General features: G+C 60.9%; 22 protein-coding genes, 1 tRNA gene and 1 riboswitch. Of the genes, 15 read left to right on the top strand and 8 right to left on the bottom strand.

Features of this window, described 5'->3' with window-relative positions:
- Positions 1-17 precede the first annotated feature (17 nt).
- Positions 18-1,670, top strand: a complete 1,653-nt coding sequence (gene phaC / locus VGG22_04110; protein ID HEY1727548.1) for a class I poly(R)-hydroxyalkanoic acid synthase — start codon at positions 18-20, stop codon at positions 1,668-1,670.
- Positions 1,671-1,673: 3 nt separating this feature from the next.
- Here phaC and rpsT read toward each other — a convergent pair whose 3' ends face one another.
- Complete coding sequence (gene rpsT, locus VGG22_04115; GenBank protein ID HEY1727549.1) at positions 1,674-1,982, bottom strand: 30S ribosomal protein S20; 309 nt, start codon at positions 1,980-1,982, stop codon at positions 1,674-1,676.
- Positions 1,983-2,110: 128 nt separating this feature from the next.
- Positions 2,111-3,055, bottom strand: a complete 945-nt coding sequence (gene rsgA / locus VGG22_04120) for a ribosome small subunit-dependent GTPase A (protein ID HEY1727550.1) — start codon at positions 3,053-3,055, stop codon at positions 2,111-2,113.
- Positions 3,056-3,127: 72 nt separating this feature from the next.
- Here rsgA and VGG22_04125 point away from each other — a divergent pair, with 72 nt between their 5' ends.
- The 8 genes from VGG22_04125 (at position 3,128) to VGG22_04160 (ending at position 7,659) form a co-directional block, all read left to right on the top strand.
- The gene (locus VGG22_04125) at positions 3,128-3,379 is read left to right on the top strand and encodes a hypothetical protein (GenBank protein HEY1727551.1); all 252 of its coding nucleotides are present in this window, start codon (positions 3,128-3,130) and stop codon (positions 3,377-3,379) included.
- Positions 3,376-4,251: a diadenylate cyclase CdaA gene (gene cdaA / locus VGG22_04130; protein HEY1727552.1), complete on the top strand. Its 876-nt coding sequence runs from the start codon at positions 3,376-3,378 to the stop codon at positions 4,249-4,251. Before VGG22_04125 ends, cdaA begins: the two co-directional genes overlap by 4 nt.
- Positions 4,217-4,402 (top strand): hypothetical protein, encoded by a 186-nt coding sequence (locus VGG22_04135; protein ID HEY1727553.1) that lies wholly within the window; start codon positions 4,217-4,219, stop codon positions 4,400-4,402. The genes cdaA and VGG22_04135 overlap by 35 nt, the downstream gene beginning before the upstream one ends.
- A gap of 5 nt (positions 4,403-4,407) precedes the next feature.
- The gene (glmM, locus tag VGG22_04140) at positions 4,408-5,754 is read left to right on the top strand and encodes a phosphoglucosamine mutase (GenBank protein HEY1727554.1); all 1,347 of its coding nucleotides are present in this window, start codon (positions 4,408-4,410) and stop codon (positions 5,752-5,754) included.
- Between the two features lie 74 nt (positions 5,755-5,828).
- Positions 5,829-5,965, top strand: a riboswitch (cyclic di-AMP (ydaO/yuaA leader).
- 4 nt (positions 5,966-5,969) lie between these two features.
- Positions 5,970-6,731: an NlpC/P60 family protein gene (locus tag VGG22_04145; GenBank protein HEY1727555.1), complete on the top strand. Its 762-nt coding sequence runs from the start codon at positions 5,970-5,972 to the stop codon at positions 6,729-6,731.
- Between the two features lie 85 nt (positions 6,732-6,816).
- On the top strand, positions 6,817-7,107 hold the full coding sequence (locus tag VGG22_04150; protein HEY1727556.1) for a hypothetical protein: 291 nt from the start codon (positions 6,817-6,819) through the stop codon (positions 7,105-7,107).
- Between the two features lie 47 nt (positions 7,108-7,154).
- A tRNA-Gln gene (locus VGG22_04155) sits at positions 7,155-7,227 on the top strand.
- A gap of 63 nt (positions 7,228-7,290) precedes the next feature.
- Positions 7,291-7,659, top strand: coding sequence for an STAS domain-containing protein (locus tag VGG22_04160; protein ID HEY1727557.1), 369 nt, complete (start codon positions 7,291-7,293; stop codon positions 7,657-7,659).
- Here the strand turns inward: VGG22_04160 and VGG22_04165 are convergent.
- Genes VGG22_04165 through VGG22_04180 form a run of 4 tightly spaced genes read right to left on the bottom strand, consistent with a single transcriptional unit; the run spans position 7,608 to position 12,005 of the window.
- On the bottom strand, positions 7,608-8,939 hold the full coding sequence (locus VGG22_04165) for a heterodisulfide reductase-related iron-sulfur binding cluster (GenBank protein ID HEY1727558.1): 1,332 nt from the start codon (positions 8,937-8,939) through the stop codon (positions 7,608-7,610). The two genes, VGG22_04160 and VGG22_04165, sit on opposite strands and share 52 nt — an antisense overlap.
- Entirely contained in the window at positions 8,936-10,369 is a 1,434-nt protein-coding gene (locus VGG22_04170) for an FAD-linked oxidase C-terminal domain-containing protein (GenBank protein ID HEY1727559.1), read from the bottom strand. Before VGG22_04170 ends, VGG22_04165 begins: the two co-directional genes overlap by 4 nt.
- Position 10,370: 1 nt before the next feature.
- Positions 10,371-11,279, bottom strand: a complete 909-nt coding sequence (locus tag VGG22_04175; protein ID HEY1727560.1) for an NAD(P)-dependent oxidoreductase — start codon at positions 11,277-11,279, stop codon at positions 10,371-10,373.
- A complete protein-coding gene (locus VGG22_04180; GenBank protein HEY1727561.1) occupies positions 11,280-12,005 on the bottom strand; it encodes a FadR/GntR family transcriptional regulator in 726 nt (241 codons plus the stop codon). It abuts the gene before it with no gap.
- A gap of 340 nt (positions 12,006-12,345) precedes the next feature.
- Between VGG22_04180 and ilvD the strand changes: the two genes are divergently transcribed.
- The 6 genes from ilvD to VGG22_04210 all read left to right on the top strand — a co-directional run bounded on the left by ilvD (position 12,346) and on the right by VGG22_04210 (position 19,513).
- Positions 12,346-14,028, top strand: coding sequence for a dihydroxy-acid dehydratase (ilvD, locus tag VGG22_04185; GenBank protein HEY1727562.1), 1,683 nt, complete (start codon positions 12,346-12,348; stop codon positions 14,026-14,028).
- A 104-nt stretch (positions 14,029-14,132) separates the two neighbouring features.
- Positions 14,133-15,323, top strand: a complete 1,191-nt coding sequence (thrC, locus tag VGG22_04190) for a threonine synthase (GenBank protein ID HEY1727563.1) — start codon at positions 14,133-14,135, stop codon at positions 15,321-15,323.
- Positions 15,323-16,219: a homoserine kinase gene (thrB, locus tag VGG22_04195; GenBank protein HEY1727564.1), complete on the top strand. Its 897-nt coding sequence runs from the start codon at positions 15,323-15,325 to the stop codon at positions 16,217-16,219. Before thrC ends, thrB begins: the two co-directional genes overlap by 1 nt.
- Before the next feature lie 68 nt (positions 16,220-16,287).
- Positions 16,288-17,280, top strand: a complete 993-nt coding sequence (locus tag VGG22_04200) for a malate dehydrogenase (GenBank protein ID HEY1727565.1) — start codon at positions 16,288-16,290, stop codon at positions 17,278-17,280.
- 38 nt (positions 17,281-17,318) lie between these two features.
- Positions 17,319-17,738: a hypothetical protein gene (locus tag VGG22_04205; GenBank protein ID HEY1727566.1), complete on the top strand. Its 420-nt coding sequence runs from the start codon at positions 17,319-17,321 to the stop codon at positions 17,736-17,738.
- 20 nt (positions 17,739-17,758) lie between these two features.
- The gene (locus VGG22_04210) at positions 17,759-19,513 is read left to right on the top strand and encodes a methyltransferase domain-containing protein (protein HEY1727567.1); all 1,755 of its coding nucleotides are present in this window, start codon (positions 17,759-17,761) and stop codon (positions 19,511-19,513) included.
- Here the strand turns inward: VGG22_04210 and VGG22_04215 are convergent.
- Entirely contained in the window at positions 19,497-20,807 is a 1,311-nt protein-coding gene (locus VGG22_04215; GenBank protein ID HEY1727568.1) for a cyclopropane-fatty-acyl-phospholipid synthase family protein, read from the bottom strand. The two genes, VGG22_04210 and VGG22_04215, sit on opposite strands and share 17 nt — an antisense overlap.
- Before the next feature lie 56 nt (positions 20,808-20,863).
- The gene (locus VGG22_04220) at positions 20,864-22,132 is read right to left on the bottom strand and encodes an ABC transporter substrate-binding protein (protein HEY1727569.1); all 1,269 of its coding nucleotides are present in this window, start codon (positions 22,130-22,132) and stop codon (positions 20,864-20,866) included.
- Positions 22,133-22,720: the final 588 nt, after the last annotated feature.

Raw genomic sequence — 22,720 nt, forward strand, 5'->3', positions numbered from 1 at the left:
TACCAAGCGTGAATCCGATGGATCCGTTCGGGGTAGGCAAGGCCACCCTCGACGTGTGGCAGGCGATGCTCAAGGAGCCGGATCGTCTCGCCGAGTCGCAGGCACGCTTCGCAAAGCTCTGGATCGACATGTGGTCGCGTAACGCCGAACACGCGGCGACGGGCGCGAACGGTGAGGAGCCGGTTGTCTCGCCTGATTCCGGGGACCGCCGTTTCGCCAACCCTGCGTGGTCCGAAAATCCGGCGCTTGATACGCTCAAACAAGCGTACCTGCTCGTGACGCAAGCATTCTTGAGTGCGATCGATCAAGCCGACGTCGACGAACGCACCAAGCGCCGAGCGAAATTTTTCGCAAAACAGTTTTGCGACATGATGAGCCCCTCGAACATGGCGTTCCTCAACCCTGACGTGATCGAGGAGACGCTACGCTCGGGCGGCGAGAATCTGGTCCGGGGCTGGAAGAACGCCGCGGCAGACCTCACCAACAATGAGGGCCGCGTTGCGCTCGTCGATACCGAAGCGTTCGAGGTCGGCAAGAACGTCGGCACGACGAAGGGCAAGGTCGTTTTTCGCAATGACATGATGGAGTTGATCCAATACGACGCGACGACCGAGACGGTTCACGAGCGTCCGCTCATCATCGCTCCGCCGTGGATCAACAAGTTCTACATCCTGGACTTGCAGCAGAAGAACAGCTTCGTCGGGCATGCCACGAACGCGGGCTTCCAAACTTTCGTCATCTCATGGCGCAATCCGGACGCTTCGATGGCCAACGTGACGATGCGCGATTACGTCTTGCGCGGGGGACTTGAAGCCGCACGCGTTGCGGGCGAAATCGCCGGCACCCGCGATGTTACGATGAACGGTTACTGCCTCGGCGGCACGCTGCTGTCGATGCTGCTTGCGTACATGGCTGCGAAGCCTGCCTCGAAGGACGATCCCAAGATCACCGCCGCAACCTTCATGGCCTCGCTGGTCGATTTCCGCGAGCCCGGCGAGATCGTCAACTTCCTAGGTGAAGACGCGCTCGAATTTATCGAGAAGAAGATGAACGAGCGCGGCTACCTTGAGGGCCGCGAGATGGCGGACACGTTCAACATGCTGCGTTCGAATGATTTGATATGGACGCCGGCCGTGAACCGCTATCTGCTCGGCAAAGACGCGCCGGCCTTCGACCTACTCTATTGGAACAACGACGCGACGCGCATGCCCGCGACGATGCACAGCTATTATCTGCGGCACATGTACATGCAGAACGATCTCATCGTCCCGAACAAGCTCGACATCGACGGTATCGGGATCGACGTGCGAAAGATCGACATCCCGCTCTACATCCTTGCGACGCGCGAAGACCATATCGCCCCGTGGCGCTCGGTCTACGCGCTCACGCAGCTCGCCTCGGGCCCCTCGAAGTTCCGGCTCGCAAACTCCGGACATATCGCCGGCATCGTCAACCCGCCCGGCAACAAGAAAGCGCAATATTGGGCCTCCGAGGCGACGCCGAGCGATCCCGAAACTTGGCGCGAGCACGCCGAGCTGCGCGAAGGTTCGTGGTGGCCGGATTGGTACGAATGGCTTGGCGCGCAGTCCGGCCCGAACGCTGCGCCGCCGAAAAACACAAAATACCCGGAGCTGGCTGCAGCGCCGGGTACCTACGTGCTCGTTAAGTAGCGATTACTTCTTCGAGCTGGTTTTCTTCGTCGCGCGCTTTGCCGGCTTGGCGGGTGCGGCGGCGGCTTTGGCTGCGACGGATTGCGCCTTGGCGAGACGCGATTTCTTTCGCCCAGCTTTGTTCTTGTGGATGACGCCGCGCTTTGCAGCTTTGTCGAATTCGGATGCGACCTCGCGAGCGAGCGCACTATCGGGTTGCTGATCAAGAGCCTTCTTGTACAGCGTCTTCAGGCGCGTCTTGGTGTCGAGGTTGCGAACGCGACGTTTCGTCGATTGCCGGACCCACTTCTTGGCAGCTTTAATGTTAGGCACGTCGCGTACTATATCAGTTCTTGCGAGGCCGGCGCAATAATGAAGGCGTGCGCTGATGGCGATGGGCCGAGCGTGTTCGGGCGCCCCGCGCGAAGCGTGGGGGGCGCGCAGGCCTGAGGCCGGAGTGCCTATTCATAACTGGAAAGGGGATCAGCGCGCTCCAAAATCAGTCTATAGCTCTCGTAGCGGCTGGTGGCGACCCGGCCCTCGCCGACGGCCAGGCGAACGACACACCCGGGCTCGGCCATGTGCGCGCAGTCCCGAAATCGGCATTGTGGAGCCAGCGGCGCGAATTCAACGAAAGCCTGCGTCAGCTCGGATGCGGGAATGTCGCCTAATTCGAATGCACCGACGCCGGGACTATCGATCAAGAAGCCCGAGCCCAAGCGAAGCAGGCGAGCTGCGGTTGTCGTTTGGCGCCCGCGTCCGTGGCGCGAAACCTCACCGACTTCCGTTATGCCGCCGAAGGCGCGATAGATCGAGCTTTTGCCGACGCCTGATTGTCCGACCAGCAGCGCATGTGCGTCGCCAAGTGCGGTTCGTAAAATTTCGATTCCCTCGCCGCGTTTGGGCTGCAATTCGAATGCGCGATATCCGAGCGACCTATATAATTCGAGGATGCGCTGCGCATCGCTGCCGTCGGTGAGGTCTACCTTCGTGAGCAAGAGGAGCACCGAGCGTTCTTGGAGCTCCGCAAATGCGATCAGCTGATCTACCATGGAAAGGCGAAGCGGAGGATCGATGATCGCAGCCACAATCGCAATCGTGTCGACATTCGCGGCCATCGTTTTTGTTCGGCCGGTTACGGTGCGCCGCTGGAGCTCGAAGGTGCGCGGTTCGACGCGATCCACGACGACGGTGCCATCTTCATGCGGCCGGACATCGACGAGATCGCCGAGCAATAGCATAGACTGCATGTTTTCGCCTTTGCGACGCAACGACGCGAGACGCGGCATCTCTTCGTCGTCGAGCACGACCCAGGCGCTATTTCGCCCGACACGAACAACGCGCGCACGCATGAGCTTGTCATTGTCATGCGGAAGATTGCTGTCGCTTTGGATAGGCTCTCCCACCTCGTGTTCGAGATTGATGACCCGCGGGAAAGCGCTACGGTTTTACTCGCACTTTGGGGACGTGGTAAACCGGTGGGCGTAAAAAGCTGCGAGCAGAGGACCGGCGCGCTCATTGTGCGCGTCGACCCGGCTATTACACCGCCGGACCTCGTGCGCCATCTCGTCGAGATCGAACGTCGCCGTTTTGCCGGCTCAAAAACCGCCGGAGTGCAGGCCCTCGAGGATGATCAGCTCGCACGCCTCGTCGCGAAAGCAATCAAAGAGCCCGATCTGGACGAGAACCGGATTATCGAGCATCTCGTCCCTGAGCTGGACGCGCGATGACGAGCTTTAGTATCCCGGCACTGGGGACGTTCCCGGTCGGCTTGCTCGATCTGCTCGACGTCGCCGTCACCGGCGTCCTCATCTATTATTTCCTGTTGCTGATCCGTGGGACGCGCGCGGTGCAGATCATGGTCGGCCTGTTCGTGCTCGTCGTCTTGCTGGCGGCGGCCAAGGTGCTGCATTTACTCTTGCTCTCGACCGTAATGCAGTATGTCGTCATCGCGATCGCCGTGACGCTGCCCATCGTCTTTCAGCCCGAGCTGCGCCGTGCACTGGAACAGATTGGCCGAGGTGGTTTTCTAGCGGCGCTCAACCCGGCCGACGATCCGGCGCGCAACGACGAACTGATGGCAATGTTGGCCGCCACTGCCGAAGCCCTTTCGAGCTCGCGGACCGGGGCGCTGATCGTGATCGAGCAAACGACGGGTCTGGGCGAGATCATCGAGGCCGGAACGCGGCTCGACGCGCTGACCTCCGTCGACTTGCTGCTCTCGATTTTCGCGCGCGCCAGCGCGCTGCACGACGGCGCCGTCATCATTCAACATGGCCGCGTCTCCGCAGCGAGCTGCTATCTACCGCTTTCCGAGACGATCACCGACCGGCACGTCGGAACACGGCACCGGGCCGCGATGGGACTCTCGGAACAAACGGACGCGGTCGTGCTGGTGGTCTCGGAGCAAACCGGAGCAATCTCGATCGCGCGCGGCGGGCGTCTTTCGCGCGAGATTGCGGATCAAGAACGGCTACGCCGCGTGCTTTTGGCAGTCACCCGGCCGCCGCGCGCACGGCGTCAGAAGTCCCCCAACCTACTCGAACGGATGAGAACGCGAATTCCACGTGCTGCAAGCCTTACGGAAAAACTTCGGACTTAAGCTGTTCAGCTTGGCGCTGGCGCTCGGCGGATGGGCCTATTTCCGTTTTCTCGCGGCACCGGCGCTCAGCGACCCGTTCGAACACGTCGGCATCCCGGTGAGCGTCAATGGGCTCCCCGCGCGGAACACGACACCCTGTCCGACTAAGTAAGGGGGATGGGTCGTCTTTTCGGGACCGATGGCGTCCGCGGAGTTGCGAACGCCGATCTAACCCCTGAGCTTGCCTTCAGCATCGGCCGCGCGACCGGAGCCGTTTTGGCGCATAAAGCTGATATCGTGCATCCCGTCGTCGTCGGTCGCGACACGCGTGTTTCAGGGTCGATGCTCGAGGCGGCGATCGTCGCCGGGATCACGTCGACCGGACGGAACGTCATCACGATCGGCGTGATACCAACCCCAGGCGTCGCGCGTATAACGACGGCAATCGACGCTGCCGCCGGCGTCATGATCAGCGCCTCGCACAATCCGATCGAGGACAACGGAATCAAGATCTTCGGCCCGGACGGTTTCAAACTGACGGATGCCGAGGAAGATGAAATCGCAGGCCTCATCGACTCCGATGATTTGCCGCGTCCGACGCATTTGGACGTGGGCATGGCTTCCGTGAGTCACGGTCTCGCCGAACGCTACGCTTCGGCGTTACTCGAAGCCGGGAGCGATCTGCGCGGGCTGACCGTCGTTGTTGACGCGGCCTTCGGCGCCGCGTTCGAGGTCGGACCGTACGTGCTGCGCAAGCTCGGCGCAACCGTCGTTGCAATTAACGCCGAAAACGACGGATCGCGGATCAACGTGAAGTGCGGGGCAACCGATATGGCGCCGCTCCAAGCCGCAGTTCGCGCACGAGGCGGCGGAAAGGTTCTCGGCGTGGCGTTCGACGGCGATGCGGATCGTGCACTGTTCGTTGACGAACGTGGCGAAAAGTTAACCGGCGATCACGTTATGTTAATTCTTTCGCGAGAAATGCAGCGAGAGGGAAAGCTTCCCGGCGCGACGGTCGTCGGAACCGTGATGAGCAACGTCGGTCTGGAAGTCGCGATGAGACGTGAAGGAATCACGCTCGAGCGCACGCCCGTCGGTGATCGCTACGTTCTCGAACGCATGCGCGCCGGCGAGTTTCGTTTCGGCGGTGAACAGTCGGGCCACATTATCGACCTGACGCGCAACACCACGGGCGACGGATTGCTAACCGCAGTGAGTTTGTTCGGTTCGGTCGTTCGCAGCGGACGAACGCTGCACGAGCTCGCCACGGATCTCATCGAGTTTCCACAGATTTTGGTCAACGTGCGCGTCGAGTCGGAGAAAGAGAAGATTGCGGGTACTCCTGCAGTCGCAGCGGCGATCGAACGCGCGGAGCGCGCGCTGGCCGGCGTAGGAAGAATCCTCGTACGACCGTCGGGAACCGAGCCATTAGTTCGTGTCATGCTCGAGGGTCCGGATTCGGACCAAATCGGACGTTTGGCAGCCGAAATCGCCGAGGCAATCCGGGGGGCAACGCTCGCGTAGGTTGCCGAGAACGGCGAGGAAGGATGGGGGAATGCCCCTGCCAAAACCGCGTCCTCGACCCCCCTTTGAGGGGGACGCTCTTATAGCTGAGTCCGGATCGGGTGGTTCGGAGCGGGGGAAACCAGGCAGGGGTGAACGCGCCGGTCGGCGCGAGGGCAATCTTTCAGTCCTAACCCGACAACTAACCCCGTAAGCGACCGAAAGAAGGAGCCCTTTTGCGCGTATTTGCGACGGGTTTTGTCGCACTAGTTATTGCAGCGTTATGTTATAGCGCTTGCGATGCCCGTACATACACGGTTGCACCCGGCGATACGATCACGTCGATCGCCGAATCCCACAATATCAGCGTCAATGAGCTGGCTCGCCTGAATCAGCTTGAAGGGACCGACGTGCGGGCCGGCACCGTTCTGGTGCTGGATGAAGAGACGAGCGTCCCACTGGATCCGCAGGTCATCGCTGCCGCGCGCAAAGCTGCGCTCGCCGCGGAGTCCTCGCTGGTTCCCAGCCAAGAGGGAACCGATGTCGCGCTTTGGGCGCCGTCGGCTCCGGATTCAAAGAAGTCCGCGTTGCGCCGGCTGGCTGAAGGCATCGCGGCACGTACCACGCAGATCGCCGCAAGGCTCACGAAGAGCGCGATGCGGTTCCTGGGTGTGCCGTACGTGTTCGGCGGGACATCCACGTCCGGCTTTGATTGCTCCGGCTATGTACAGCACGTTTTTGCGATGCTCGGCATTCATCTGCCGCGAACCGCGGATGCGCAGTACGAAGTCGGCAAGAAGGTCGCGCACCTGGAATCAGGGGACCTGGTCTTCTTCCAAACGTATACGTATGGAGCGTCCCACGTCGGGATATATCTTGGTCACGGTCGGTTCGTACACAGTTCGAGCAGCCATGGTGTTGAGGTAAGCGCGCTTCACGATGCATACTGGTCCTCGCGTTACTTGGGAGCAAAGCGGATCCTCGTCGCAAGAAACTAACACCGATGAATACGCGCGGGCGGCCACGGCATATCTTGCCTGGCCTCTTGCCGTTTTCGAGCTGACGCGACGCGCACCGGGGAGCTTGTGGTATCGCGCGCATCTGCGCCAAGCGACGGTCCTCGGCGCGATCATTTGGTTCGCGCTCTTCGTCGTGCTGGCGTTGCCGCTCGTCTTGTTCGTCATTCTAGGCGGCCCACCCGAGACGCTGACGATCGAGATATACTCCGCGGCACTCGTCGTCGACATCATCGTCTTCGCGGCGGCAGCGTTCATCGTCATCAGTTCTGCCGTACGAGCCTCTCACGGTGAGCTTTTCTCGATACCTCTGATCACGCCGCTGAGCGAGCGTCTCTTCTTGCGGAGGCGCGGGTAGGAGAACTTTCTCGGGCCCGGAACGATGGGTCCGCCGTAACGGCACGATGGGGCGTAGCCAAGTTGGTAAGGCACCAGACTTTGACTCTGGCATGCGTTGGTTCGAGTCCAGCCGCCCCAGCATTCCATCTTCATCAGAGGTAGGCCGTCGCGCAAAGCGAACGCGCGGGGCGAGGGACAGAGCTTGCACATCGACGATCTCAATATCCATCTACGCAGCTCAGACGACGAGACGCAAATATTCGAGCTCAAAGGCAGCCTTGATATTGCGACCTCGCCAACCGTGCGCGCCGCGCTGCTCGACGCAGCGGAGCGCGGGCAGCACCGGATCGTCGTCGATCTTTCGGGTCTCGACTTCATAGATTCGACGGGTCTCGGTGCGCTGATCGGTAGCCAACGCCGCGCCAAAGAGAACAATGGTGAGGTTCGTCTTGTCGCGCGTGAAGGTCAGATTCTACGGTTGCTTCGGATTACCGGATTGCTAACGGTCTTCGGCGTCTATCACACGCTCGATGATGCGCTTGCCGGTTCCAGACGAATCGAAGGGCTGTAAGCCGCATACGCTTCGTCGAGCATCTCGACGACGTGCTTGATCGAAATCTCGGCGCCGGCTTCGCGCAGGCCGGCGGCCATTTGCATCGCGCAGCCGGGGTTTGCCGTGACTACGATCTCGGGCGTCACGCGCATGATGTTTGCGACTTTGCGCTTCTGGAGCCGCTCGGCCATCTCGGGCTGCGTGAGATTGTAGATCCCGGCGCTTCCACAGCAGAGTGAGCTCTCGGGCATCTCGCGCAAGCGCAATCCCGGAATCTTCGCGAGCAGGCGCCGGGGCGCGCCGGCGATGCGCTGTGCGTGAACGAGATGACAGGGATCCTGATACGTGATGGTGCGTTCGATCGCGCCCAGATCGGGCGAGATCCCGACCTCGTCGAGCCATTCCGTGACGTCGCGAACCTGCGCTGAAAAGGCGGCGGCGCGCTGCGCCCACTCGGGATCGTCTTCGAAGAGATTCCCATACTCTTTCAGCGTCGAGCCGCAACCGGCCGCATTTATAATGTAGACGTCGGCGCCTGAGCCCTCGAACGCCGTGATATTCCGCTTGGCGAGCTGGCGTCCGCGCTCCATTTCGCCCGCATGAATATTGATCGCGCCGCAACATCCTTGGCCGCTCGGCGCGACAACGTCGCAGCCGGCCTTTTGAAGAACGCGCACCGTTGCTTCGTCGACGTTCGCGAAGGCGACGTGCATTACGCAGCCGGCGTGCATGAAAACCGTGGCTTTACGCTTGCCTTCTGCGCTCCAGCGCTGGTCGCGGGGAACGAAGAAGCGATCGGAGATCCGCGGCGCGAGCTTTTCTGAATCCTCGAGATGCAAGACCCGTAACAATCCGGTCGCGCGCGCGAGTGATTGCAAGCCAAGTTTTTGCGATAAGCGTAGAAGCGTCGCGACGAAACGCAACAGCGCCATGCTCGAGAAAACGCGGTCGAGCAAGAACCAGCGTAGCGTTCGAACATGCCACGGTTGACGTGCGGCAGTCGCGCGTTGCACTTGCGTGCGTGCCGGCTCGAGCAAACGGCCGTACTCGACGCCGGAAGGGCAGACAGCTTCGCATGCGCGGCAATCCAGACACTCCGACATCTGATGCACGAAGCCGGGGCTCGTGAGATTGAGGCGGCCCTCTGCGACGGCTTTGATCAGCGCGATACGGCCGCGCGGTCCCGATGTTTCGACCAGCGTTTCGACGTAGGTCGGGCACGTTGGAAGGCAGAGGCCGCAGCGCACGCAGCGATTGAAAACGTCGGCCGGCGGAATGTCGGGGGCGGTAAAACTCAAGAGGTAACTCCAGGCAACGTGAACGCGTCGACCCCGCCGGGATCAGGGAATATCTTGCCTGGGTTCATGATCCCGAGCGGATCGAGTGCGTTCTTGATTGCGCGCATCACGCGCAAGGCTTCGGGTCCGACGTCCATCTCCATAAACTGCTTCTTGAGCAATCCAATCCCATGCTCGCCCGAAAGCGTTCCGCCGAGATCGACGGCGGTTTCGAATATCTCGCGCGCGGCTTCGCGTACGCGTTTCATCTCTTCGGCGTCGCGACGATCGCACAAGATGTTCGGGTGAAGATTCCCGTCGCCGGCGTGTCCGAACACCGGGATGATGACGTTGTTTCTGGCGGCGATCGTGCGAACGCGCGCGATCATCTCCGGGATCGCACTGCGCGGGATCGAGATATCTTCGCCGAGGCGATGGGGACGTTTGCGCGCGAGAGCCGGTGCGATGACGCGCCTCGCCGCCCACAGACGATCGCTATCGGCCTGCGAGTGCGCGACGCGAATCTCGCCGGCACCGTTCGCGCGCGCAATGCGTTCGATCTCGGCTGACTCGGCATCCAGGGCTGCTTCGTGATCGCCGTCGACCGCGAAAAGCAAGATCGCGTCCGCTTCCAACGGCAATCCGGCCGGCGAAAACTCTTCGAGGCACTGCATCGTCAGATTGTCGAGCAACTCGATCGAGGTTGGGATCAAGCCGGCGGCCATCACCGCCGTGACGGTGCGTGCAGCATCGTCGATCTTCGCGAACGTTGCCATCGCCGTGCGACTGAACTTCGGTTTTGGAATCAGGCGCAACGTTATCTCAGTAATCGTGCCGAGCGTGCCTTCGGATCCGGTGAAGAGCGCGCGCAGGTCGTACCCTGTTACGTTTTTCACCATCTTGCCGCCGGTGCGGAAAACTGCACCGTCGGGCAGCACGATTTCTAGCGCTTGTACGTAGTTGCTCGTCACGCCGTACTTCAAGCACCGCGCACCGCCCGCGTTCTCGGCTACGTTGCCGCCGATCGCGGATTGTTTGTAGCTCGAAGGATCGGGTGGATAGAAGAGGCCTCGCGCTTCGACCGCGCTCTGCAAATCCGCATTGATGACGCCGGGCTGGACAACCGCGACGTGGTTCGTCTCGTCGATCTCGAGGATTGCGTTCATGCGCACGATCGAAAGAATGAGGCTCCCGGACAGCGGTACCGCACCGCCGGATAGTCCGCTGCCGAGCGCACGCGGCGTGATCGCGAGTCTTTCGCGCGTCGCAAGCTTGTGAATCGCCGAAACCTCGGCGGTATTTGCGGGCAACACGACGGCAAGGGGTCGCTGATCGTACCAGGTTCCGTCGAAGCCGTACGTGAGCAAATCTTCGTCGGCGGTGAGCACGTGCGAGTCACCCGCGATCTCGCGCAGCTCGTCGAGAACGTTCGGGCTCACGTCGGTCCGCATGTTACGCCGGCTGGGCGAGGGCGCGATAGAACTCGATCGTTCGGCGCGTGCCTTCGGCGAGCGGCGTGTTCGGAAGCTTAGGGAAGGTGGACCAAAGTGCGCCTTCATCGAGAACGGGCGCAAGCGGAAGGGGTTCTCCGGTATCGGCGACCTGAGCATCCGGGGCGACCGCACGTATTGCGTCGATGATCTGTCGCGTCGATGCGACGTCGCCGGCGAGTGAAAACGTTTGCGCGCCGTCGGGCGTTTGGGTCGCGCCGAGTACGAACGCCGCGGCAACGTCGGAGGCGAAATTCATCCCGGTGCGGCCGGTAAACGGAATCGTGTAGGGTTTTCCTTCGGCGGCCGCGCGCATCGCGAGCGTTGGTCCCGCGGTCATACCGTACCAGCGTCCCGGTCCGTAGACGGTGTACGGACGAAACCCAACGCTGCGAAGCCCTGCGTCGACGAGATACGCGCGCGCGTTGCCCTCATTGCAGAGCTTGTACGCGCCGTAGTGGTTGGACGGAAACGGAATTACGCCGTCCTCGGGTCCGAAAACAGCGGCCGTGCTCGCGTAAGCTATCCCACCCCTAATCTTGTGTTTCTTTGCGGCTTCAAAGACGCATAGCGTGCCGAGCACGTTTACGCGTGCGCCTTCGAGCGGATCCTCACGACAGCGTGGCAGCAGAAGGCCGGCAAGATGAATGACGGCGTCGCATCCGCCGACAGCCTCCTCGACGACCGCACGATCCGCAATGTCCCCAACGACGCGTTCCACCGGACGATTCTCGATCGTCCCGACAATATCGTGAAAGGTCGTACGATCGTCATGACCGTCGAGGACCCGCACATCGTGTCCGGTTTCGAGCAACAGTCGCGCTGCCCACGAACCGATGAAGCCGTTCCCGCCGGTGATGAGGACCTTCATCTAGGCGGTCGCGATAGGCGTGGAAGCTCCGACCGTACGATGCAAGCGATCCAGATGGGCAGACATCGCGTTTCGAGCCGCCGTTGAATCGGCCGCGACGACTGCACGATAGATCGTTTCGCGTTCCAACAAGCCGGTCTCGAGAGCTCCAGGCGTCGTCGAAGCGACCTGAATCGTATAAGCGAGTACTTCGCGAATCGGCGCGGCCATGCGAAGCAGTACGCGATTACGCGTCGCCTCGAAAAGGACGCGGTGGAACGCGAAGGCTGCATCTGCGAAAGCGACGGCGTCGCCCAGGGACTCTCGTAGCTCTTCAAGCCTCCTTGCGAGACGTGCCGTATCGTCATTGCTAGCGCGCTCCGCCGCAAGCGCCGCGACTTCGCATTCGACGATCTTGCGTGCCTCGTGAAGATCATCAAAAATCGGCGCCATCGCACCGTTCTTGCGACGCGTGCTGAGGACCAGCGGGTCCATGAAATCCCATTGCTCCGGCGGATTGACGCGTGTTCCCAACCCGTGCCTAACCTCGATCAGGCCCTTTTCGGCGAGGACACGGAGCGCTTCGCGCACGGAGCTGCGCGAGACACCGTAGACTTCGCACATCTCGGCTTCGGACGGCAACGACTCGCCGGACGCAAACTTTTCGGCAACGATGCTTTCGACGAGCGCATTCAGAACTTGTTCGTGTAAGCGGCGCGACGCAACGGCTGGGTAGCTTGTCATCATTGAAGGACTTGTCCGATCATCTTACAACTCCTACGAGCGCGAGAAGTGAGGGGTATTTTGCATGTCTGAGACTCGCAAGAGGTTTCTTCAGCCAGCAATCGCCGGTGCGGCTTCAAGGTTCGCCTTTCCTAAGTTCGTTCTTGGCAACCGGGTCTAGTGCGCTTAACGGTTAAGAAGAGCTCAAAGGTGCGCATTACGCGTGGAAGAGATCAACTCCCGGCCCGGTTCGTGCTACTAAGACCGCCGGTCGAGTAGGTCGTTAAGGATGCGCCGAGCGACGATTGGTGCCGCCTCGAAAAGAGAGGACAGCGCCCCGAGCGCCCCTTAGATATGGATTCTCATGAATTACGACCCTAAGGCGCGCAGCGCAACGATCACCAACGGCCCCGACCGTGCTGCGGCGCGCGCAATGTACAAGGCCATCGGCCTGACCGATGATGACCTTGCAAAGCCGCTCATCGGCATTGCAAACACATGGATCGGAGCGATGCCGTGCGGATACAACATGCGCGCGCTGGCGCCGCATGTGGCGCGCGGGATTCGCGAAGCGGGCGGGACGCCGCTCGAGTTCAACACGATCGCAATCAGCGACGGGATCGCAATGGGTACCGAGGGCATGAAGGCGTCGCTCGTATCACGCGATTTGATCGCGGACTCGATCGAGCTCGTTTGCCGCGGCTATATGTTCGATGCACTCGTCGTGATGTTTGCCTGCGATAAGACAGGCCCCGGCGGAGCCATGGCGATGATGCGTCTCGACATTCCCTCGGTGATGTTTTATGGCGGGTCGATCGCGCCGGGCAAACTCAATGGGCGCGATCTTACGGTTGGCGACGTGTTCGAAGCCGTGGGTGCCTACGCGGCCGGAAAGATCGACAGCGTGGAGTTCAAGGCGATCGAAGATCACGCGTGTCCGGGTGCGGGAGCGTGCGGCGGCCAGTTCACCGCAAACACGATGGCAACGGTTTTCGAGATCATGGGTCTCTCGCCGGTCGGGAGCACGAGCCCGGGTGCGACCGATCCACGCAAAGAGAAAGAAGCCTATCGCACCGGCGGCATTGTGATGGAACTGTTGCGACGCGGAATTACCCCGCGTCACATCGCGACGCGCGACGCATTCGAAAATGCAATCGCTGCCGCGGCAGGCACGGGCGGCTCGACGAATTCCGTCCTGCACTTGCTCGCGATCGCACGAGACGCAAACGTTCCGCTCGAGATCGACGATTTCGACACGATCAGCCGCAAGACGCCGATCATCGCGTCGCTGCGGCCCGGCGGTCAATTCGTTGCACTCGACGTCGATGCGGCCGGCGGCATTCAACTGATTGCAAAGCGGCTGATCGAAGGAAACTTGCTTCACGCAGACGTCCCGACCGTAACCGGTGCAAGTCTGCGCGAAGCGACCGCAACTGCAGTCGAGACGCCGGGTCAAAAAGTGATCGCGACGGCGGATCATCCGTTCAAGGCGCAGGGGGGTCTCGCAATCTTGCGCGGATCGCTCGCACCGGACGGCTCGGTTGTGAAGATTGCCGGCGATGAACGCATGTATCACCGCGGACCGGCGCGTGTCTTCGAGCGTGAAGAAGATGCCATGCACGCCGTCGAGGCCGGCGCGATCAAAGCCGGTGATGTCGTCGTCATTCGTTATGAAGGTCCGAAGGGTGGCCCCGGAATGCGCGAGATGCTGGGTGTAACCGGCGCAATCGTCGGTGCGGGACTCGGCGATAGCGTCGCGCTCATCACCGACGGACGCTTTTCCGGCGCAACGCACGGATTGATGGTGGGACACGTTGCGCCGGAAGCCGCAGTCGGCGGTCCGATCGCACTCCTTCGCGAGGGCGACCAGATCACGATCGACGTCGACAAGCGTCGTCTCGATTTCGCTCTGAGCGAAAGCCAGGCCGAAAGCCGCCGCAAGGAGTGGAAAGCACCGGCGCCGCGCTACACAACCGGCGTCTTTGCCAAATATGCGGCTTTGGTGTCGTCGGCAAAAGACGGCGCGATCACGCGGCCACCAGGATGATCTCCGCGGCTCTGCCGCTGCCTCGATTGCAACTCCGCTGCAGCGAGTGCGCGGCAGCTCAATCCGAACAAGGTGCCGCGGTATTTTGCGATGCGTGCGGCGGGTTGCTCGCGTTCGAGCTCGATGCTCAGGTGGGCTTCGACGTCGCGCGCTATCGCGAAGTGCTTGCCGAACGCCGCCGCTCGAACGAGGTCGTCGATCGCAGTGGTGTGTGGCGTTTTCGCGAACTTTTGCCTGCGCTCGTGCAGGAGAAAATCGTCACTCTTCGCGAGGGCGAGGTTCCGCTATACGATGCGCGACGGGGCGCGGAATATGCGAACGCTCGACGCGTGCGGTACATGCACCTCGGGATGAATCCAACCGCGTCGTTCAAGGACTTCGGGATGACCGTTGCGATCTCGCACGCGCGGGCGCGCGGTGCGCGTCTGGCGATATGTGCGAGCACGGGAAATACATCGGCATCGATGGCGGCGTACGCGGCGCGAGCCGGGATGACGGCGATCGTGCTTGTTCCGGATCGCGGGATCAGCGAAGCAAAGCTGGCTCAGACGCTCGACTACGGCGCAAAGGTCGTGGCGATCGGCGGAGATTTCGACGCTGCGCTCGAGATCGTGCGGACGGTCGATGCCAAACGATTCGCAATCGTGAACAGCGTGAATCCGCTGCGTATCGAGGGACAAAAGACGATCGCGCTGATCCTTCTGGAGGCGTCCGGCTGGCGCGTTCCGGACTGGGTAATTCTCCCGGGTGGCAATCTTGGGAACTCGAGCGCTATCGGAAAAGGCTTTCGCGAAGCGCATGCGCTCGGTCTCATCGACCGGATTCCCCGGCTTGCCGTCGTGCAAGCTGCTCTCGCAGCGCCATTTGTCCGCGCGTTTGAAACGGGCATGGATCTCGTTCCGGTGCACGCAGAGACGACGGCAACCGCGATCAAGATTGGCGCGCCTGCATCCTGGCGCAAGTCACTTGCCGAAGTCCGCGCGTCGGATGGAATCGTGATTGCCGTGTCAGATGAAGCGATCGCCGAGTCACGTGCGGTGGTCGGCCTCGATGGAATCGGATGCGAACCGGCATCCGCTGCATCGCTTGCCGGGCTGCGCGTGCTCGTCGAGCGCGGTATCGTGGCGCCGGATGACGACGTTGTGTTGATGCTTACCGGTCACATGCTCAAAGACACGGCGTATGCCGCTGCGTATCATGCGGGCGCGGCGCCATTTGCGAACGCAATCGCACGTGTTGGAAATGCGAATGATGCACGCCGTCATCTGGATGAGCTGGCGCGGAAGGCCGGCTGATGTTTCAGATTTCGGTGCCGGCTAGCTCTGCGAATCTGGGCCCGGGATTCGATGCGATCGGAATTGCGCTCGACCTGCGCTTGCGAGCTACGGTTACCGAAGCACGCGAGTATAGGCTCACGTTTGTTGAAGGGCCGCATGCACCGACGCATTCGGGATTCGCCGGCGAGATCGAGCGCGGGCTATCGGCGATCCTAGGTTCATCGCGTCCGCAAATCGAGATCAGCGTTGAAAATCCGATCCCGCTCGGAAAAGGACTCGGCTCGAGCGCGGCAGCCGGGGTTCTCGGCGCATCGATTGCGGCGCGGCTGGTCGAGCCCGAAGTCAGTGAACGAACGCTGACGCAGATCGTTACGGATCTCGAGGGCCATCCTGACAACGCACTTCCCGCCCTTTTAGGCGGAATCGTGATCGCGGCGCAACGCGGTGAAGACGCGCCCTCCTATTTGCGATTCGAGCCCCCGTCAGGCGTGCGCGCTATCGTCGCGATACCGAACATCGAGCTACCTACGGCCGAAGCGCGTGCGATTCTGCCGGATCGCTATCGCAAGGAAGACGCCGTCTACAACGTTCAACGCGCCGCCTTACTTGCCGCATCATTCGCGTCGGGCGATCTCACGAATTTGCGCGTCGCGATGGGCGACCGTTTTCACCAACCTTATCGTTCTGCGTTCGTCCCCGGACTTGCAGAATGTCTTCGCATCGAAGCTGAGGGGCTGCTAGGAATCGCGCTTTCGGGCGCCGGCCCAAGCGTGCTCGCGCTCTGCACGTCGAACGGTCCGGCAATCGCGAACGCAATGCGTGACGCGTTTACGAGGCACAAAATCGACTGCGAAACCTGGACGCTTGGGATCTCACACGTCGGCGTTAGTGTCCGGGAACGGGACGCCGCCTAAGCGGTCGCGAAGCGCCAGGTGTCGCAATCACGAGCAACTTTTGTCGCAATTACGAGGAGCACAGCAGAGTGAGTAAGCGGGTTAAGGTGGGCATTACGGGTGCCGCCGGGCAAATTGGATATGCGTTGCTGTTCCGCATCGCGTCCGGTCAAATGTTCGGCCCCGACACCGAAGTCGAGCTGCGGCTTCTCGAGTTGGAAGCGGCGCTCGGGCCGCTCCGCGGGACGATCATGGAGCTCGACGATTGCGCGTTTCCGTTGCTCAAGAAAGTCAGTTATAGCTCCGATCCGAACGAAGCGTTCGAAGGCATCAATTGGGCTGTCTTGGTCGGCGCCGTCCCGCGCAAAGCCGATATGCAACGCTCGGACTTGTTGCGCATCAACGGGCAGATATTCACCGCGCAAGGTAAGGCGATCAACGATAACGCCGCCGACGACGTACGCGTTTTCGTGGTTGGAAACCCGTGTAATACCAATTGTCTCATTGCAATGAACAACGCGCCGCGCGTCCCGAAGGATCGATTCTTCGCGATGACCTCGCTGGACGAGCTGCGCGCACGAACACAGCTCGCGAAAAAGGCGGGAGTCGACGTGAGCGAGCTCACGCAAATGGCAATTTGGGGCAACCATTCGGCGACACAGTTCCCCGATTTTGCGCACGCAAAGATCGGCGGGAAGCCGGTTCCTGAGGTTATCAAGGACCGCGCCTGGCTCGAGGGCGAGTTCATTACGACCGTACAGAACCGCGGAACGGAAGTTATCAAAACGCGCGGCGCATCGTCGGCGGCTTCCGCGGCAAATGCCGCGATTACGGGCGTTTACAATTTGACGCACACTACGCCGGCGGGCGAATGGTATTCTGTTTGCCGGTGTTCGACCGGTGAATACGGCGTCGATCCGGGCTTGATTTTCTCGTATCCGTCGCGCACCGAGAACGGCGTTTCGAAGATCGTCGAAGGAATTACGCAGGACGAATTCGGGAAGAAGAAGTTCGAGGCGACGCTGTCCGAGCTTCGCGCGGAGCGAGATGCCGTGCGTGAGCTCGACCTCATTCCAGCCTAGGAGGCCGGGCTAGCCAGTCGAGGCGAACCCTGAACGCAATGGTCAGCATCAACGTCGGGTCGGCCGTCGGAGGTTGCTCTGTCGGCAGCCCGTCGTTTTATCGGTACGTGCTGCGTCTAACAGAGACGGACGTGCCGCTGACGGCATCCGAGCGGCGTTCGATTGAGCCGCTTGGTGCGGTGCCGCATGCGTACGACGACGAGTTAGCGCTCGTCGGCGTCGGTTGGCGCGTCGTTCCTGCCGAATCTGCAGAGGATTGGTCAGTTTTGGAAGCGACTCCGCAGCGTTTGCGCCTCGCGCTCGAAACGGCCCGCCGGGTTCTGTGGAACAACGCGGCGCCCGCCGGAATTACTGCGGATCAAATCATTGACGTCGACACGGAGATCGAAAACGTTCTGGCGGTATTGCAAGCGGCGGAAGACGCCGGTTGCAGCGTCAACGTTAGTTACGTCTCCTGAGCGACGCTAATCTTCGGCCGATGCCGCCTGGGCGGCAGCGGTTTTCTCTCTTCCATCGTTCCGCCGAGCAAGACAACGATTTCAAGCTCTGGCATCACACGTATGTCGAGGCCCTCACAACGTGCACGCGCGTCCTCGATTTCGGATGCGGGACCGGCGTTTTTCTGGAGTTGCTTCGCGAGCGTGGAATTAGCGGCGTCGGTATCGACCACGATCCGGATATGGTCAAGCAAACGCGTGAGCGGGGTCTCGAAGCCATCCTCGGCGACGCTCAGACCGTCTTACAATACGAACAGGATTTCGACGGGATTCACGTCGCGCACGTACTCGAAACGATGTGGGGCGACGAAGTCGTCGAGTTTTTACGCGCATGTAAACGCGCCCTCAAGCCGGACGGATTGCTCGTCCTGCGCGCCTGGAACTGGGAGAACCCCGAGGTTCGGGACCGTCTTTTTTGGTTTGAAATAAGTCACAAGCGTCCGTATCCGCTCGTGACGCTGCGTGAGGCGCTCAAAGATCTCGAAATGCACGTGATCAGTGCCGGCTACGAACCCGCCGGACAAAAGGACACGTATTGCGTTGCACGTGCACCGTATGCTCCGCTGGTTGACAAGCTGAAACCCTCACGCGAACGTCCGCTGCTCGTTTGGGAAGGCGAGCTCCAGACGCTCAACTCGATGTCGATCATCAACCGCGAGCTCGGCAGAATTCTCGCTGCGAGCGCCGACCTGCAGGTCGTTTTCCGGCCGGACGAAGCGCAGGCCGAACCGTTCGTGGCTGCCGACCCGCGTTTTGAGGCAATGCGTGCGCGAATCGACCGCACGCCTGTCGCAAGCGACGTTTTTGTCCGCCATCCGTGTGGCGATCCGAGTTTTGAACGCCCGCCTACCGAGCGATACGTACAGATTCAGCCTTGGGAATATGGCGCGCTTCCGGCACGTTGGGTCTCGGCGATGCGGCAGAGCGTCGATGAGGTTTGGTGTCCGTCAAATTACGTGCGTGATTTGTATCTCGCGGCCGGCTTCGATCCCGCGAACGTGCTTGTCGTTCCGAACGGTGTCGATCCGGACATTTTCTCGCCGGGAGAGCCCGGCGGCTACGACCTCGGGACGAAGAAGAGCTTCAAGTTCCTGTTTATCGGCGGAACGCTGGAGCGCAAAGGAATCGACGTGCTGCTCGATGCGTATCTTGCTGCCTTTCGTCCGGACGACGACGTTACGCTGATCGTCAAAGATTTCGGACTCGGCGGATTCTATCGCATGGTGACGCAGCGCGAAAAGATTTTCGCAGCGCAGCGTCAGCCGGGCAGTCCGGAGATCGTCTATAACGATCGCGATCTTACGATGGCGGAGCTTATAGCGTTGTATCGCAGCTGCGATTGCTTGGCGTTTCCATACCGGGGCGAGGGATTCGGCATGCCTATTCTGGAGGCAATGGCGTGTGGTCTGCCCGTGATCGTGACCGCCGGCGGTGCAGCCGACGATTTCCTCGACGATTCAACTGCGTATCGCATACCGGCACGGCGTCGTTCGATCGGCGATCGCGTTTACGACGTCAAATTATGCGCCGAGGGTTGGCTTCTCGAGCCCGATCGTATGGCGCTCGCGCAAAGAATGCGCCATCTCTACGAGCATCGTGACGAAGGGCGTGAAGTCGGAGCACGCGCGAGCGCTCGCGCGCGCACCGAGTTTACATGGCAACGAGCCGCAGATCGTGTTGTTTCACGTGTGCGCGAGCTTCGCTCCGGCGCAGTGTTGCCTACACCTGCTCCTTAACGGCGAGCGCCGGTGGTTGCATAGCGGGGGACCGATAGAGATCGCGACGCGTCGATGGAACAGGTGTCCGGCCTTCGACGTCGGGTTTGCCGAGAAGCGATTGAAAGAGCCCCATGCTTCCGCGATTGAATCCCTGGGCGCTGCCCGCCATGTAAAGCCGCCAGATGCGATACGTGCGTTCGTCGGTGGCCGCGATCGCCGCATCGCGATTGCCCTCGAGATTATTGATCCAATCGCGCAATGTGCGCGTGTAATGTTCGCGCAAGTTCTCGACGTCACGCACTTCGAAGCCGTTTCGTTCTGCGACGTCGAGCATGTCTGAAATCGGAATCAGCTCACCGTCGGGAAAAACGTAGCGCGCGAGAAAACCGCTCGACCGAAAACCCCGACGCTGCGGTGTCTCATCGGCGATGCCGTGATTCAAGAAGAAGCCCCCGGGTCGTACGACGCGTAGCGCGGTCCGGAAATATTCAGCCAGCCGCGAGCGACCGACGTGCTCGATCATGCCGACGCTCACGACTTTGTCGAACGTTCGGTCACCCAAATCGCGGTAGTCGCACAGCTCGACGCCGGCGCGACCTTCAAGTCCGGCGTCGGCAATGCGCCGCCGGGCTTCTTCGAATTGGCGCCGGCTCAGCGTGATGCCCAGGGCTTTTGCGCCGAAGATCTTCGCGGCGCGAATCACGAGCGTACCCCAACCGCATCCGATGTCCAGTAATTGTTCGCCCGGGCGAACGCGGAGTTTCCGGAGCGTGTAATCGATTTTGGCTCGCTGCGCGTCTTCGAGTGAATCGATTCCCTCGTCGTAATAACCGCACGAATAGACCAGGTCCTCACCGAGGAACATACGGTAGAAGTTGACGGGTTGATTGTAGTGGAAGCCGATCGCCTCGGCGTCACGGACGCGCGAGTGCATTCGCCCGCGTAGCTGCAGTTGCGGACGACTATCGACCGGCTGCGCCTTCGGAAGGCGCAGCAGCCGGATGCCGAGCGCGGCGATGCGATGCGGGGGGACGTCGGAAAATGCGTGCGCCATCACGTCGACCGCTGCCTCTGCATTGCCTTCGATGTCGATGACGCCTTCGACGTAGGCCTTGCCGGGGTTGAGGTCGAGCGGTGGCGTGAACGCCGTTCGGAGCGCCGACGGATCGCGGAGGACGAGCGTGAAGCGCGGGTGGCCGGAACCCGCCAGTGTCGTGCCGTCCCATAGACGCACGGCGAAATCCCATCCCTCGCGCGGCCCGAAAACGAGCTTGAGGATGCCGGATGTCAGTAATGCAGCCGAGTCCTGCACGGACAAAAGATTAGGGCCGCGCAAGCGCGGCCCCTTGGTGAATCCGAGAAGAGAAGTTACGAGGGATAGTCGAGCTTACAGACCGCCATGATCGACGAAACGGACGGCGCAATTTTGTCCGCCGCAACCCGGTCTTCGATATGCATCACGTTGTAGGGATCCCCAGGCGTCCCGTTCGCTACGGTGTTGCCCACCCACATCGGCCACATAAGGGCGTGGTTCTGTGCGCGGAAATACGCCTCGCCTTCGAAAATCGGCGAGTCGAATTGTTTGCCCTCGAGAGCTCTTGCAACTTTGACGGCGTCGGTACTCTTGGCAGTGTTGATGCCGTTCAGTAACATGTCCATTCCGAGGTAGCCGAAAGCACTACGTGGAGAGGGTGGCAATTTAAACCGCTTGCGGTATTCGGCGACGAAGGCGTGAGCAGATGGCTTCTTACCCAAGACCAAATCGCTGTCGTAGTACCATTCGACGCCCCAATACCCAATTCGCGCCGGTTTCGGCAGCGCCCAGAAGTTCTCGAGATCCGCAAGCGGTCCGCCGACCTTCATCTTGCTGAGGATCCCGTAGCTGCCGGCTTGCTGCATCAGGGTCACGAAGTCGTTACCGCCGGGATTGCAGATGAAGACGTCTGCGCCAGAAGAGGCGAGCTGCGGAAGATACGATCCCCACTCGCTGGTACCAAGTGGTGCGTAAACGTTCCCGACCAGCGTCGCGCCAAGTTGCTTCGCAACGTCTTGGTAGCCTTCCATGATCGAGTGACCGTACGCATAGTCGGGCGTAATGGCGTACCATTTCTTGCCGAACTTCGAGAAGGTCGAACCGGTCGCGTGCGTGAGCATCCAGGTTGGGTGGCAGATCTGGAAACTGCTCCAGTGACATTCCTTCATCGTGAACGTGTCGGTGTGACCGCCGGAGTCCATGTAGAGGACGCCCATCGAGTTCGCCGCACCCCCAACTGAAAGAGAAACCGCGCTTGACACGCTTCCGATGAGCGCGACGCATTTGTCCTGATTGACGAGCTTGCGCGCCTTTTGGACGGCGACGCCGGGGTCGGCAGCCGAGTCTTCCATGAGGAGAACGACCTGGCGATTCATCGCGCCACCCTTTTTATTCCAGGCCTCGAGCGCGAGCTGCATGCCGTTGAATTCGTCCTTACCGAGCGCGGCATACGTCCCGGTCTGCGGATCAATGGCACCGATCTTGATCTGGTCAGCGGCTTCCCCGAGCCGTGGTATGAACGCCGGAGCTCCGAATGTCGCCGCTCCCGCCGCGACTGCCGTCCCCTTCAGAAATCCCTTGCGCGACAGCGCAAACTTTCCCATGCAGCCTCCTAAGCAGATATAAAAGACTCGTCCGTACTGTGTTTGGACGTGTGGCCTGGGAACGTTCCGAATACGACAAAAGTGCCCTGCGAACTAACAGCGACGGATGAAGAGGTCTGTTAAGTGGGCTGAGTTTCAATGCCGGCGTTAGCGCGCCCAATTTGAAGAAAATAGCGATTTACAGGGATTTCTTCTCTTCCTGAGTAACGGAAATATAGATTATCGTTACTGGGTTGGTGAGGAGAAGCATGGCCCGAACGAGGCGATATGAGGCGGCCGATTTCCGATCCAAGGATCCGCTTATCGACGAATTCGCGGACTCTTTGGTTCGCGAAGGCCAGCAACCCCGAACGATCGTTGCCTACCAACGTGACCTCGAGCATTTGGGGTCGTTTCTTGCGTCTGGCAAAAACGATGATCCCGCGGAGCATCGCGAGCCGCCGTACGATCGGCTTGAAAAAGCGAGCGCCACCGATTTGATTGGCTATACGCGCTGGCTTCAAGGGTCGCGACGGTATGCGCACCGGTCGATTCGCCGAAAGGTCTCATGTCTTCGGAAGTTCTACCGGTTCGTTCGGTTCTCGGGGC

The sequence above is a fragment of the Candidatus Baltobacteraceae bacterium genome (assembly GCA_036489885.1).
Classification (GTDB): domain Bacteria; phylum Vulcanimicrobiota; class Vulcanimicrobiia; order Vulcanimicrobiales; family Vulcanimicrobiaceae; genus JAFAMS01.